The sequence below is a fragment of the Faecalibacterium hominis (ex Afrizal et al. 2022) genome, assembly GCF_049545105.1.
GTDB classification, from domain to species: domain Bacteria; phylum Bacillota; class Clostridia; order Oscillospirales; family Ruminococcaceae; genus Faecalibacterium; species Faecalibacterium duncaniae.
The window spans coordinates 671,985-685,011 of record NZ_CP186860.1; the positions used below are offsets into that span (position 1 = coordinate 671,985).

Here is a 13,027-nt window from a genome sequence, read left to right on the forward strand (position 1 = left end):
TCTTTTGCAAAGGACTTGGATATTATGCCCAAAACCATTTCTGTTGCCGTGCCGGAAGCCTGCACTCTCTGCCCCCGGCAGTGCAAAGCCGACCGGGCCGCCGGGCAGACGGGCTTCTGCGGGGCGGGCCGCACCCTGAAAGCGGCCCGCGCTGCCCTGCATTTCTGGGAGGAGCCCTGCATCAGCGGCACCCGGGGCAGCGGCACGGTGTTCTTCTCCGGCTGCACCCTCAAGTGCTGCTTCTGCCAGAACTACCCCATCAGCGCCGAGGGACTGGGCAAGGAGATCACCGTGGAGCACCTGGCCGAGATCTTTCTGGACCTGCAGGCGCAGGGAGCCCACAACATCAACCTTGTCACGCCTGGGCAGTGGCGGCCCTGGATCATCGCCGCCCTCGGCCTGGCCCGGGCGCAGGGGCTGCGTCTGCCCATCGTCTGCAACACCGGCGGCTACGAGACCGTGGAGAGCGTGCACGCCTGGCGCGGCTTCATCGACATCTGGCTGGCCGACCTGAAATATGTTTCCCCTGCCCTTTCGGCAGAGCTTTCCGCTGCGCCGGACTATTTTGCACAGGCCAGGCCCGCCATTGAAGCCATGATGGCTCAGGCCGGGCATCCTGTTTTTGACAGCGAGGGCATCCTGCAGCGGGGCGTGATCCTGCGCCACCTTGCCCTGCCCGGCCATGTGGACGACAGCTTTGCCGTGCTCGATCAGATGGCGGCTTGGAACAAGGCCGACCCCGGGTGCTTCCTGCCCAGCGTGATGAGCCAGTACACCCCCTTCTATCAGGCGGCAGACCACGGCATCGGGCGGCGCATCACCACCTACGAATACCGCCGGGTGGTCAACTACGCCATGGATCTGGGTCTCAGCTCCGGCTATATGCAGCAGAAGAGCAGTGCAAAGGAAGAGTATACGCCCAGCTTTGACCTGACGGGGGTGTGAACCCCACCGTCATCCCTGTGGGATTCTTTCGTCAAAACAACCAAAATTTCTTTTTCTTTTTCTCTCGGCCGAAACAGCATTTGCTTGCTATCCGGTGCGCTGTGCGGTATAATGGATACAACAATGTGTTCTCACATGAAATGGATCCCGGAAACGACTTTTTAGGAGGAGCGTTATGGAACACTACAATCCCATCCTCGGCAGCGAGCCCAACGGCCAGAAATTTATCACCTGCGGCGAGATCATGCTCCGTCTGACCCCGCCGAACTACGAAAAGATCCGTATGGCATCCAGCTTTGAAGCCAGCTACGGCGGCAGCGAGGCCAACATTGCACTGGCCCTGGCCAACCTGGGTGTGGACAGCACCTTCTTCAGCGTAGTGCCCAACAACAGCCTGGGCAAGAGCGCGGTGCGCTGGCTGCGCTCCAACGATGTGCATTGCACCCCCATGATCCTGACCGAGCCCAACGAGACCCCCTCCAACCGGCTGGGTACTTATTATCTGGAGACCGGCTACGGCATCCGCGCTTCCAAGGTCATCTACGACCGCAAGCACAGTGCCATTACCGAGTACGATTTCTCCCAGGTCGATCTGGACGCTCTGCTGGACGGCTACGACTGGCTGCACCTGAGCGGCATTACCCCGGCACTGGGCCCCAACTGCCGCGGCCTCATCATCGATATGCTCAAGGTGGCCAAAAAGAAGGGCCTGACCGTCAGCTTTGACGGCAACTTCCGCTCTACCCTGTGGAGCTGGGAGGAAGCCCGCGATTTCTGCACCGAGTGCCTGCCTTATGTTGACGTTCTGCTGGGCATTGAGCCCTACCACCTGTGGAAGGACGACAACGATCACAGCAAGGGCGACTGGAAGGACGGCGTGCCCCTGCAGCCCAGCTATGAGCAGCAGGACGAGATCTTCCAGCACTTCATTGCCCGCTACCCCAACCTCAAGTGCATTGCCCGCCATGTGCGCTATGCCCACAGCGGCAGCGAGAACAGCCTCAAGGCCTTTATGTGGTACGACGGCCACACCTTTGAGAGCAAGCTCTACACCTTTAATATTCTGGACCGCGTGGGCGGCGGCGATGCCTTTGCCAGCGGCCTGATCTACGCCATGCTGCACAACTATAAGGCTATGGACATGATCAACTTTGCCGTGGCAAGCAGCGCCATCAAGCACACCATCCACGGCGATGCCAACATCACCGATGATGTCAGCTCCATCCGCAACCTGATGAACATGAACTACGACATCAAGCGGTAAGCTTTCCGTACTCAACCCGTTCCCGGATTTTCCCCGGGGACGGGTTCTTTTTTATTGCCCACGATGCTGGAAAAGCCTTTTCTTGTACATTCCTCCAAACTTTTTTGTGAGTTCCTACAATTCCATTGACAGAGAATTCCACGCATGGTATTCTTCAAATTGGTATTATTACCTTTTTTTGCCATACATTCTATGTCGTTTTTCTGCGGCACTCATCCATGAAAGCGAGGAAATCCATGAAAAAACGGTTTGTCAGTCTATTAGTGGCACTCAGCATAACGTTAACATTCCTACCCATGGGAGCAGTAGCAGCGGCTCCGATTAAGTTTACTGATGGGAACCTCATATATACAGTTAACGACGATGGAGAATCGGTTACAGTTTCCGGTAAATCAAGAACCCCTACACACCTTAACATTGAGAGCTCAATTTCAAACAAGGGCAAGAACTATACTGTAACCGAAATTGGAGACCAGGTTTTTTGGGGATGCAACACTCTTACGGAAGTTACATTGCCTAATACGGTGAAGATAATTGGATACCAGGCATTCTGTAAGTGTTCCAATCTAACTAATGTTACAATCCCTGAAGGTGTTAAAAAAATCGGCCAAGCTGCTTTTTATGGTTGTTCTCAGTTAACAAGCATTACGATTCCGAGTACCATCACAAATATGGATACGGCTTTTTCAGGAAATACTGCGCTATCTCATGTCACCTTAACAAATGGCATTTCCAAAATCAGTAGTAACGCTTTTGAGCGTTGTACAGGGTTAACAGAAGTAGAAATACCCGCAAGTGTGGATCAAATCTGCCCATTTGCATTTAATGGATGCACCAATCTTAAGAGAGTACTCCTTGAAAAGAATATTAAAACTATAAATGTCAACGCATTCAAAGATTGTACGAATCTAAGTGATGTAAAATATAATGGATATAAAACAGACTGGGACAGAGTCACAGTTAATACAACAGGCAATGATACACTAACCAGCAAAGTTCAGTATCTGTGTGATATCAACTTTGATTTGAACGGTGGCACTATAAATGGTAGTGGCACTATGGACAAGCAGACTGTTTACAGCAACAAGAAGCTAGGGACTGCAAGCGTCCCCACCACACCCCCACAGCGTACAGGTTATGATTTTGATGGCTGGTATACACAGGCAGAAGGCGGCACAAAATATACATTTACAGAAGCCGTCAGCAGCAACATCATCTTGTATGCCCATTGGAACGCACATAGCCATACTGTAACACTGGAGAACGACGAAAACAAGAAAACGAACTCGTACGACTATGGTTCGTCCGTTTCTGTTCCTACACCCACAAAGAAAACCGGCTATAACTTTAATCATTGGGAAGTTACCGTTCCTGATGGAGAAACCGCCCCATCCTTGAACGGCCCAGATGAGAACGGCAATTATAGTTTCTCCATGCCGGACTATGATATAACCTTGACTGCAAAATGGACACAAAAAGATGTGATCGACCCGGATGTTGACCTCAAGTTTGACGCGGTAACCGGAGAAGTGACATCGAACAATACTCAAGTCAATGCTGATGATATCATCAATAGGAAGTTTTATGATGATAAGGGAAATGAAGTTCCCGGTGAGAAATTGAATGACCGCGGGCTCCCTACGGAACCGGGCGATTATATCGTCAAAGTTGATGTCAAAGAGACCGAAAATACCGCTCCCGCGAATCAAATCACTGGCAATCAGATTAAGTGGAGTTACAATGTTCCCCAGAAAGAAGAAAAGGTCACCTACACTCTATCCCTTCTTGGCGGTATTGCAAAAGTAAACGGCAAGGATGCTACTATCAATGACAATGGTGACATTACCATTGAAAAAGGTGCAACAGTGGAAGTAACCTTTGATAAGAGCATTCTTTCCGATGCTCAGACTTTTGACCAGTGGACAATTAAGCCTGCCAGCGTGCTGAACGCTGTTGAACCCAAGGCTGAAACCATTACCTTTACCATGCCGGGTGAAAATGTTATTATCGAAGCCATGACAAAGGATGCAAGCATTGAGGAAGAGCCCAACATTCTGGGCACTACCCTCATCATTGGTACTGCCGCCGCGGGTACCGCGGTGCTGGCCTACCAGACCTATCAGTTGGGTACTGAGTTCTATCTGATTTGCGCCCTGCCAACCGGTACAGCTATTCCAACAAACCGAGGTGAGCTGGCTGAACTGGTGTGGAACAATGCAGGAAAGCCTGAACCCGCCGCCGTGCTGAACGCCAATGCCACTGAGACTGACAAGGCCATTGCATGGGCCGTGGAGAACGACCTGCTCAAGGCCGCGAAGAGCAACGGCGAAACCTGTGAAGCAACTGATCCTGTAAGCCGCACAGAGGTTATCAAGGCATGGAATCAGGTGCAGGCGTTCAAAAAGTAAATCGTACCGTAACGAGAAGAACAAATAACACCGCAAACCCAATACTCTAATAGAGAACCCCCCTGCCGGTGATCTCCCGGCAGGGGGGTTCTCTATGTTTTAAGAAGCAACTACTTTATTGCCGCTTCATCTTTTTTAAGAAAGGATCATGCGGTCGTTGGCGAACTCGCCGCCGGACGCGATCTGGAACTTGGCCAGCAGGTCGGAGACATGCAGGTTCTTCTTCTCTTCCCCGGAGACATCATAGATGATGTGGCCCTCGTGCATCATGATCAGGCGGTTGCCGTACTTGATGGCATCCTTCATGTTGTGGGTGATCATCATGGTGGTCAGGTGGTTCTCCTCCACGATCTTGGCCGAGAGGGTCAGCACCTTGAGCGCCGTCTTGGGGTCCAGAGCGGCGGTGTGCTCATCCAGCAGCAGGAGCTTGGGCTTGTTCATGGTAGCCATAAGCAGAGTCAGTGCCTGACGCTGACCGCCGGACAACAGGCCCACGCGGGCGGTCAGGCGGTCCTCCAAGCCCAGGTCCAGGCTCTTGAGCAGTTCACGGTAGCGCTCCCGTTCGGCCCTGGTGATGCCGATCCTCAGGCCGCGCCGCTTGCCGCGCCGGGCGGCCAGGGCAAGGTTCTCCTCGATCTGCATGGTGGCGGCGGTGCCGGTCATGGGGTCCTGGAACACGCGGCCGATGTAGGCGGCGCGCTGGTGCTCCCCCAGTTTGGTCACGTCGGTGCCGTCAATGATGATCTTGCCGCTGTCCACAGGCCACACACCAGCCACAGCGTTCAGCATGGTGGATTTGCCCGCACCGTTGCCGCCGATGACGGTGACAAAATCACCTTCGTTCAATTTCAGGTTCAGACCATTCAGGGCCGTTTTCTCGTTGACGGTACCGGCGTTGAAGGTCTTGGAAACATTCTGGATCTCAAGCATTTTTTGCATCCTCCTTCTGTGCCTTCTTTGCCGCAGGCTTTGCGAAGTACTTGCTCTTCCAATAGGGCACGGCCAGGAACACGGCCACCACGGAGGCGCTCAGCAGCTTGAGCAGGTTTGCGTCAAAGCCGAGGGTCAGCACCAGCTGGATGACGATGTAGTAGATGATGGCACCCAGCGAGACGGACACCAGCTTGAGGGCAAAGTTGTGGAAGATGCGGCTGAACAGGGCCTCGCCGATGATGACAGCGGCCAGGCCGATGACGATGGCACCACGGCCCATGCTGACATCAGCAAAGCCCTGATACTGGCTCAGCAGTGCGCCGGACAGGGCCACCAGACCGTTGGAGACCGCCAGACCCAGCACCACATTGAAGCTGGTGTTGATGCCCTGGGCGCGGCTCATAGCGGGGTTGGAACCGGTGGCGCGGATGCCGCAGCCCAGCTCGGTGCCAAAGAACCAATACAGCACACCGATGACCACGGCGCTGACCAGAATGACCATGATGATGGGGTTGTGCAGGGCAAGCTCCTTGACCCAGCGCAGGGAGATCAGCAGGCCGTACTTGTCCACATTGATGGACTGGTTGGCCTTGCCCATGATCTTCAGGTTGATGGAGTAGAGGGCCAGCTGGGTCAGGATGCCAGCCAGAATGGCCGGGATGCCCATAAAGGTGTGGAGCAGGCCGGTGACAAGGCCGGTGGCCAGACCGGCCAGCAGGGCGATGAAGATCGCTGCCCAGACGTTCATGCCGGAGAGCAGGCACATAACGCAGACCGCGCCGCCGGTGCCAAAGGAACCGTCCACGGTCAGGTCAGCCACATCCAGGATGCGGTAGGTCAGGTACACACCAATGGCCATGATGCCCCAGATGAGGCCCTGCGCACAGGCACCGGGCAAAGCACCGGGCAGGTTGGCAAGTCTTGCAAGAATATCCAAAACGTTTTCCTCCTGTAACTACACTTTTTTCTGATACGGGAAAGCGGAGAAAAGCCAAAATTTGCTCTTCTCCGCTGATTTTATTGTAAAGTCTCTTTGTTACTGCAGCGTGAACCCAGCGCCCTTATCAGGGGAGCTTTCTGCAAAACAGACAGAGCGCTTGTTATTCCTCAATGGCCTCGTAACCCTCGGGAACGGTCATGCCCAGGTCATCGCAGATGGTCTTGTTGTACTTCTTGGTCACGTCGGTGTACTCAACGGGCATGGTGGAGATATCGGCCTCACCGGTCAGGACCTTGGCGGCCATCTCACCGGTGGTGTAGCCCAGATCGTAGTAGCTGATGGACAGGGTCGCCACGCCGCAGCCGGAGCAGATGCCCTCCTCACCGGCGAACACGGGCTTCTTGGCCGGGCGGCAGATGCCATCGATGATGCCGGTGTTGGCGGCGCAGGTGTTGTCGGTGGGGACATACACCGCGTCGTTCTCGTCGGCAGCCTTCTGGCAGACAGAAGCCAGATCGTTGGAATCAGAGAAAGCGTACTGGGTGGCGGTAACGCCCTTGGCCTCCAGGTACTTCTGGACCTCGTCTACCTGATACTGGCTGTTTGCCTCGGCAGAGCAGTAGAGCAGGCCCACCTTGGTGGCCTCGGGCAGCCACTCAGTGATCATATCCGCCTGCTGATCCAGCGGAGCCAGATCAGAGGTGCCGGAGACATTGCCGCCCACGGTGCCATCGAAATCGGTCAGACCCAGAGCAACACCGTACTCGGTGACGGAGGTGCCCAGAATGGGGATGCTGTCGGTGGCAGCCTGTGCGGCCTGCAGGGCGGGGGTAGCGTTTGCCATGATCAGGTCAACGCCTGCGGAAACAAAGCCGTTGGCGATGGTGGCGCAGGTTGCGGAATCGTTCTGGGCGTTCTGGAAGTCAAAGGTGACATTCTCGCCGAACTGTGCGGTCAGGGCATCCTCAAAGCCCTGGGTGGCAGCGTCCAGAGCGGCGTGCTCCACCAGCTGGCAGATGCCAACGGTATACTTCTGGCCGTCAGCCGCTGCGGAAGAAGCCGCAGCAGAGGAAGCGGTGGAAGAAGCAGCCGTGGAGCCGGAGGAACCGCCGCAGGCAGTCAGGGCAGCAGCTGCGCCGCAGACAGCGGCGGCAGACAGGAACGAACGACGAGAAATTTTACGCATGATATTACTCCCTCAATTCTACTTTCGCGGCAGCAGGACACCGCATGAAAGTCAGTATTCAAGCGGCCTGTCGCATCGCGCCGCCGCTTTACACTCGTGAAGTATATCACACTTTCCGCTCTAAAACAACCGGGGAACAGCCCGAATTATCAATCAAAGTAATTTTATCTATCACTTTTTTCGATAGTTCTGTGCCGCATCTGCATTCCTTCGAGCTTTTTCAGCTCGCCGTCCAGCCAGAGCAGATTTTCTTCCAGCTGGGGGCGGTACTCTTTTGCAAAGTCGTACCGGTAATACAGCGCCTGCCACAGTTTTTCCTGCATCCGCCGGGCAAACACCGGCTCAAACAGAGCGTCCAGCCGCTCCACGGTATCCTCCAGCTCCATGCACACCTGCGCCCAGCGCACATCGGTGGCCTCCCGGGCGGGCACATCGTAACGGGCCAGATAATCCCCCACCCTTGCCGCAATGACCTGCCCGCCGCACTGGGTGGGCTGCAAAAAGTAGGATACCTGCCCGTCCTTCGTGATCTCCTGCGCCAGCGGGTAAAGGGCGCAGACCAGCGGCTCGGCATCGTGGATGGCGCAGTGGTTCCCGGTGAGGAAGGGGCAGTTGCCGCGCTCCTCCTTCAGCGGGGCCAGCCGCAGCACCGGCAGGCGGCTGACCCGCCCAATGCTTCCCCGGCAGAATGCCCGGGCCACGGTGCGGGGCGGCAGGCGCAGGCGGGCCGCGATGCGCCACAGGTCAAAGCCCGACAGCACGATATCCTCCCGCCCCCGGCAGCAGCCGCCACAGCCCGCGCAGGCAAACGAAAATGCCTCGTCCCGGGCAAGCAGGGGCGCGGTGCGGGTAAAATCGGTGCGGCCGCAGAGATCGACCTGTGAATCCTTGAGCATGATGGTTCTCCTGTTCTGTGAATGGTTTTGTTCCATTGTACCACAAAGCCGGGCACAGAAAAAGGGAGCGTATCCGCTCCCCTGTTCAGGCCCCCCGGCTCACACGGCGGTAGACCGTTACGGCATCCTCGATATGGTAGGGCGCGGTGCTGTGGTTTCCCCCCGCCCCGGCCGTGACCAGAATGTATTCCCTGCCCTTCACCTCAGCCAGACTGGCAAGGCAGAGCCCTGCCTCCCCGGTGTAGCCGGTCTTACCGCCCAGAATCCGGCCGCTGTGCAGCTCTGTGCCGTCCAGCCGGCTCAGCAGGGTGCTGTGCATTGTGAACCCCTGCGGGTGGCAGTTGGTGGCCGGAACGGTATACCGTTCCGTGGTAAACAGCTTGCGGAAGGTCTCGTTCTGCAGGGCTGCTTCTGTCAGCCGGGACATATCCCGCACGGTGGAAACATGTTCTGGGTCGTGCAGGCCCGTGGGGTTGCAGAAATGCGTGGCGGTCATCCCCAGCTCTGCCGCTTTCTGGTTCATCCGGGCCACAAAGGCTTCCTCGCTGCCGCTCACCTCCCGGGCCAGCGTCTCGCAGCATTCGGCCCCCGAGGGCAGCATGGCCCCGTACAGCAGATCCCGCACCGTGGCCGTTTCCCCGGCCTGAAACCCCGCCAGCGAGGCATTCTGGGCCTGCAGAGCCGGAAAGATCTCCTCCGGCAGGGTCACGGGCGTGTCGAGGTCCGGGTTTGCTTCTATGGCCAGCAGCACCGTCATCATCTTGGTCATGGAAGCCGGATAGATCGTGCTGTCGGCATCCTTTTCGGCCAGCACCTCCCCGCTGTCGGCCTGCAGTAAAATGGCATGGGGACTGTTCAGCCCATCCAGCGTGACCCGCCAGGGCCACAGCAGCAGAAGCAGGGTCGCCAGCACCAGCAGCCAGAACAGCCGCCGGAAGGCTCTGCGCCGGTGCTTCCGGCGGCGCGGTGAAGTTTTCATTCTCGTTCTCATCCCTTTTTGCAAAATCAAAAGCGCTTTCATCCCTTAATACGGGACGAGAGCGCCTTTTTCTGCAAAAAGTGGGGCCGCCCCACAAAAAATTGTGCAGTGGCCCCAAGCCAGTTTAATATTTTACCTTTTTACGTCATCTACAAGAACGTGTTCAGTGCTGTGCCTTATGGAACATGCCCTTGCGCTTACGCTCCAGCAGATAACCGGCAGCCAGCAGGACACCGCCTGCACGCACCAGAACATCTGCCATCCAGTTGGTGGTACCGGTCTGGATCAGCTTGACGCTCTCCGAGGCGGGCGTGGTCTTAGCGACTGCCTGCTCCACGGTGGACGTGGTGGGCCGTGCATTCTGCACAGCCTGGGTAGTCGGCGTAGTGGAAGCCGGGGTAGTCGGCGTAGTGGAAGCCGGGGTAGTCGGCGTAGTGGAAGCCGGAGGAGTAGGAGCGGAGTCCTCGGTCGTTTCCGGAGCCGGATTCGTGGGGATCACAGGGTCGGTCACTTCCCGCAGAGCACCGTAAATGGTCACGGTGTACTGTGCGGAGTCGGTGCCGTCGATGGTATCACCGGTGACCTTCACGTTGGAATCCGGGCCAAAGGCATCCAGCACGCCCGCTGCTGCGGTGGTGTTGGGGTTGTTCTGGCTCTCATAGCCCCAGACGATGGTATAGGTCTTGCCCTCATACTCGTACTCGGTGCCATAGACCATATCATAGGCGCTGGGCGCACCTTCTGCCTGCTTTTCGTAGTTGCCCCAGATGAGCTTGGTGTTGCCCTCTGCATCGGTGGTCTTGGTGAAGTTCAGGCTCTTACCGTTCACCACCATATCCCGCAGAATAACGACCTGATCGCCATTCTCAGCGGTCTGGTAGGCAGTGTTGAAATTGTATCCGGCCTGCTTCAGCTCTTCCAGCGCCTTGCCGATGATCTCCGGGTCATGGGAACCGTCCACATCCAGCATATAGTTCAGTGCGGCGGCTGGCACCCGTAAATATATCGAGGCCGGCAAGGATCAGCAGGGCAAGGGCTTCGACCCCCGCAAGCTGCTGGCTCCCGGCGCTCAGGCCATCATCGACAAGTGCAAAGAGAAGATCGAGCTGTTCGGCTGCGCCGGCAAGGGCTAAATCCTCTCGTTCCACCAAAGAACAATAAAGCGGCCCCGCAACGTTGGAACTCCAACGCGGCGGGGCCGCTTTTTATAGTTTCAATTGCGTTTATGGCCAAAGTTTGGCATCCCATAGGATTATACTAGTACCGGTTTCTCCAATTGTAAGCACGGGGTCAATTTTAATAAATTCGGCACCAGTAATATCAACTTCAACATTAACCGTTTTCGTCGTCTTTTGCGTAATTTCCGGTGAAACCTTTACCAATTCATCACCGATATAAATTTTGATTTTTCCATAATCCCAGGAATTTTTTCCTGTGTACTTATATGGGTTTAACTTGAACGTCAATCGCTTGTATTTTTTCGCAACATAATATTCTACCGGTGATTTATCGATCCACCACCGCAACACTGAATAATTAGCTCCTTGTGCATAAATGTTTCCATAGGGGTCTTCCGGGGTAATATTTCCCCACTCGATTTTACCATTCAATGGTTCTAATCTGGAGAGTGGAACCGAACCATCACCAACTACCGCCGATGAACTCTCATCACATCCAGTCAGAGCCGTCATTGTACAGGCCACACCCGCAAAGCCCAGCACTTTCAAAAAGCCGCGTCTATCAATTTTTTTCACAATGGTTCACCTCATTTATATTTTGTTTCTTCCGGGTATCATCTTTAATACCCGCTTCCTGACTTTAGTATAGATAGTTTTTATCTAAAAGTCAATAGACAGATTCCGTCTAATCTATCCTATACTCAGGAGGTTAGACATTATGAAAAATCGACTGAAAGACCTGCGGGAAGACCACGATTTCACACAGCAGATGGTTGCCGACAAAATCGGCATCACCCAGCGCAAATACAGTTATATTGAAACTGGCACACAACAGCTGACTGCTGAAGTTCTCATTCCTCTTGCGCAATTGTATCATGTCAGTATTGACTACCTTTTGTGTCAGACCGACCGCCCGGAGCGTTACTCTGATTAAATTTCAACATCAAAAGGGCCGCCATGGGGCGGCCCTTTCTATTATGACTTTTTCTTGTACTTCAGCGGGGTCTGCACCTCGGCGCGGATGCGGGTCAGATCTTGCCGTGTCTCCTGGGTGCTGCGCAGGATGGCATCCAGCCCCTTTTTCGTCAATAATTCCATACCAATTCTCCTTTCGTTGTGTATTCAGTGTAACAGGAGAATCTGTAGAAAGCATAAGGGAGAGTTCTCTTTTCTGTTCAGATACGTTCTCTCAAGCGTTCATCTTTGCCATACTTCCAAAATTTTATACCATACAACCCCGCACCCAGCAGGAGACTGAAAAGGGCATAGGGCAAAATCGGCAGGCGCAGCAAAACAAAAGCTCCAGCGATCCGTGTAAAAAATGCACCTGTTGCATACAGCACTGCAATATAAAGCACCAGCCAGCCGCAGTATTTCAGACGATGCTTGCTTGGCGGAAACCCCGCCTGCTCCATCATCTTCCGGAACAGCCAGCAAAAAGCAGTTATGCAGACCACAAGCTGCATCAAATACCCAAGTGAGAGTTCAAACACCCAGTCCGGAACCACCGGATACAGCAGCAGACTCTCTATCCCCCAGCCAAAGAAGAAATACAGTGGTGCCACAAACCAGAAATAATCTCCAGTCCTCAAAGTTTTAAGGCTTGGCTTAACCTCCTCAGCAAAGGTTTTTGCATCCTCAATCACGTTGAATAGTTCCTGTCCATTCTCATTGGCCTGCACCGCCATATCGATCAGGTCACTGTATATCAGCTCTACGCCGCACTCATCCCAACTGGTACGCCGCAGATATCGAATAACCTCTCTGATTTGCTCCTGGCTTTTGCTGTTGAGCAGTTTTACGCGCAGACGGTTCGCTCTTCGCAAGGTGAAATAGTTATTCATCTTCTATCCTCCCGAAAAATCTTTTCTACCAAACCGCACAGTCGGTTCCATTCCTGTTGAAAATCCAAAAGAGAATCCGTCCCCTTTTCGGTGATCACATAGTACTTTCGGCTTGGGCCCTTGGGAGAAGGTCGCCACTCCACTGTCACCTTCTCCTGCTGCTCCAGGCGTAAAAGCAGCGGATACAGCGTGCTTTCGCTGATCTCTGCAAAACCGACCTGTTTTAACTGCATCACTATTTCATAGCCATAGGTTGGTTCTTTTTCAATCAGCCGCAACACGCAATATTCCAATACACCCTTTAGCAGCTGTGCATTATTTTCCAATCCGCTTCCTCCTTTCTATCTACTATGCAATGCGTTGTAGCTTATCTATATTGTATTACATAGTAGTCAGTTTGTCAAGCAGTACGCTATGCGCGGTTTGAACAAACTATATCTTCTCATTTCGGTAA

The 13,027-nt window shown here is 54.5% G+C and carries 14 protein-coding genes and 1 pseudogene; 5 read left to right on the forward strand and 10 right to left on the reverse strand.

The genetic code is table 11. The features are described 5' to 3' along the window. Nucleotides 1-24: 24 nt before the first annotated feature. From ACKXGA_RS03315 to ACKXGA_RS03325, 3 genes are all read left to right on the forward strand, one after another. On the forward strand, nt 25-945 hold the full coding sequence (locus ACKXGA_RS03315) for a radical SAM protein (protein ID WP_423730072.1): 921 nt from the start codon (nt 25-27) through the stop codon (nt 943-945). Nucleotides 946-1,120: 175 nt separating this feature from the next. Further along, nucleotides 1,121-2,209, forward strand: a complete 1,089-nt coding sequence (locus tag ACKXGA_RS03320) for a sugar kinase (protein WP_117477422.1) — start codon at nt 1,121-1,123, stop codon at nt 2,207-2,209. Between the two features lie 236 nt (nt 2,210-2,445). Continuing rightward, complete coding sequence (locus ACKXGA_RS03325; protein ID WP_423730073.1) at nt 2,446-4,617, forward strand: leucine-rich repeat protein; 2,172 nt, start codon at nt 2,446-2,448, stop codon at nt 4,615-4,617. A 135-nt stretch (nt 4,618-4,752) separates the two neighbouring features. On the opposite strand, the gene ACKXGA_RS03330 is transcribed toward ACKXGA_RS03325, so the two are convergent. From ACKXGA_RS03330 to ACKXGA_RS03355, 6 genes are all read right to left on the reverse strand, one after another. Then, nucleotides 4,753-5,547 (reverse strand): ABC transporter ATP-binding protein, encoded by a 795-nt coding sequence (locus tag ACKXGA_RS03330; RefSeq protein ID WP_197039554.1) that lies wholly within the window; start codon nt 5,545-5,547, stop codon nt 4,753-4,755. Further along, nucleotides 5,540-6,487 carry an ABC transporter permease gene (locus tag ACKXGA_RS03335; protein ID WP_423730074.1) on the reverse strand — a complete coding sequence of 316 codons (948 nt, stop codon included), beginning with the start codon at nt 6,485-6,487 and terminating at the stop codon, nt 5,540-5,542. The genes ACKXGA_RS03330 and ACKXGA_RS03335 overlap by 8 nt, the downstream gene beginning before the upstream one ends. A 163-nt stretch (nt 6,488-6,650) precedes the next feature. Beyond that, nucleotides 6,651-7,676: an ABC transporter substrate-binding protein gene (locus ACKXGA_RS03340; RefSeq protein WP_423730075.1), complete on the reverse strand. Its 1,026-nt coding sequence runs from the start codon at nt 7,674-7,676 to the stop codon at nt 6,651-6,653. A 164-nt stretch (nt 7,677-7,840) separates the two neighbouring features. Beyond that, on the reverse strand, nt 7,841-8,572 hold the full coding sequence (locus ACKXGA_RS03345) for a YkgJ family cysteine cluster protein (RefSeq protein WP_238077947.1): 732 nt from the start codon (nt 8,570-8,572) through the stop codon (nt 7,841-7,843). 85 nt (nt 8,573-8,657) lie between these two features. Next, nucleotides 8,658-9,551: a D-alanyl-D-alanine carboxypeptidase family protein gene (locus ACKXGA_RS03350; RefSeq protein WP_423730076.1), complete on the reverse strand. Its 894-nt coding sequence runs from the start codon at nt 9,549-9,551 to the stop codon at nt 8,658-8,660. 163 nt (nt 9,552-9,714) lie between these two features. Continuing rightward, a complete protein-coding gene (locus ACKXGA_RS03355; protein WP_423730077.1) occupies nt 9,715-10,545 on the reverse strand; it encodes a hypothetical protein in 831 nt (276 codons plus the stop codon). Between ACKXGA_RS03355 and ACKXGA_RS03360 the strand changes: the two are divergent. Beyond that, nucleotides 10,529-10,684 (forward strand): annotated as a pseudogene (locus ACKXGA_RS03360) (fructose-bisphosphate aldolase); the annotation flags it as partial. The gene ACKXGA_RS03355 and the pseudogene ACKXGA_RS03360 overlap by 17 nt on opposite strands. A gap of 90 nt (nt 10,685-10,774) precedes the next feature. On the opposite strand, the gene ACKXGA_RS03365 reads toward ACKXGA_RS03360, so the two are convergent. After that, complete coding sequence (locus ACKXGA_RS03365) at nt 10,775-11,305, reverse strand: hypothetical protein (RefSeq protein WP_147322124.1); 531 nt, start codon at nt 11,303-11,305, stop codon at nt 10,775-10,777. Between the two features lie 142 nt (nt 11,306-11,447). Here ACKXGA_RS03365 and ACKXGA_RS03370 point away from each other — a divergent pair, with 142 nt between their 5' ends. Next, nucleotides 11,448-11,663: a helix-turn-helix transcriptional regulator gene (locus ACKXGA_RS03370; RefSeq protein WP_117477414.1), complete on the forward strand. Its 216-nt coding sequence runs from the start codon at nt 11,448-11,450 to the stop codon at nt 11,661-11,663. A 41-nt stretch (nt 11,664-11,704) separates the two neighbouring features. Here ACKXGA_RS03370 and ACKXGA_RS03375 read toward each other — a convergent pair whose 3' ends face one another. The 3 genes from ACKXGA_RS03375 to ACKXGA_RS03385 all read right to left on the reverse strand — a co-directional run bounded on the left by ACKXGA_RS03375 (nt 11,705) and on the right by ACKXGA_RS03385 (nt 12,899). Beyond that, on the reverse strand, nt 11,705-11,827 hold the full coding sequence (locus tag ACKXGA_RS03375) for a hypothetical protein (protein ID WP_278320828.1): 123 nt from the start codon (nt 11,825-11,827) through the stop codon (nt 11,705-11,707). Between the two features lie 77 nt (nt 11,828-11,904). Beyond that, nucleotides 11,905-12,573: a hypothetical protein gene (locus ACKXGA_RS03380; RefSeq protein ID WP_423730078.1), complete on the reverse strand. Its 669-nt coding sequence runs from the start codon at nt 12,571-12,573 to the stop codon at nt 11,905-11,907. Further along, a complete protein-coding gene (locus ACKXGA_RS03385) occupies nt 12,570-12,899 on the reverse strand; it encodes a PadR family transcriptional regulator (protein ID WP_423730079.1) in 330 nt (109 codons plus the stop codon). The genes ACKXGA_RS03380 and ACKXGA_RS03385 overlap by 4 nt, the downstream gene beginning before the upstream one ends. Nucleotides 12,900-13,027: the final 128 nt, after the last annotated feature.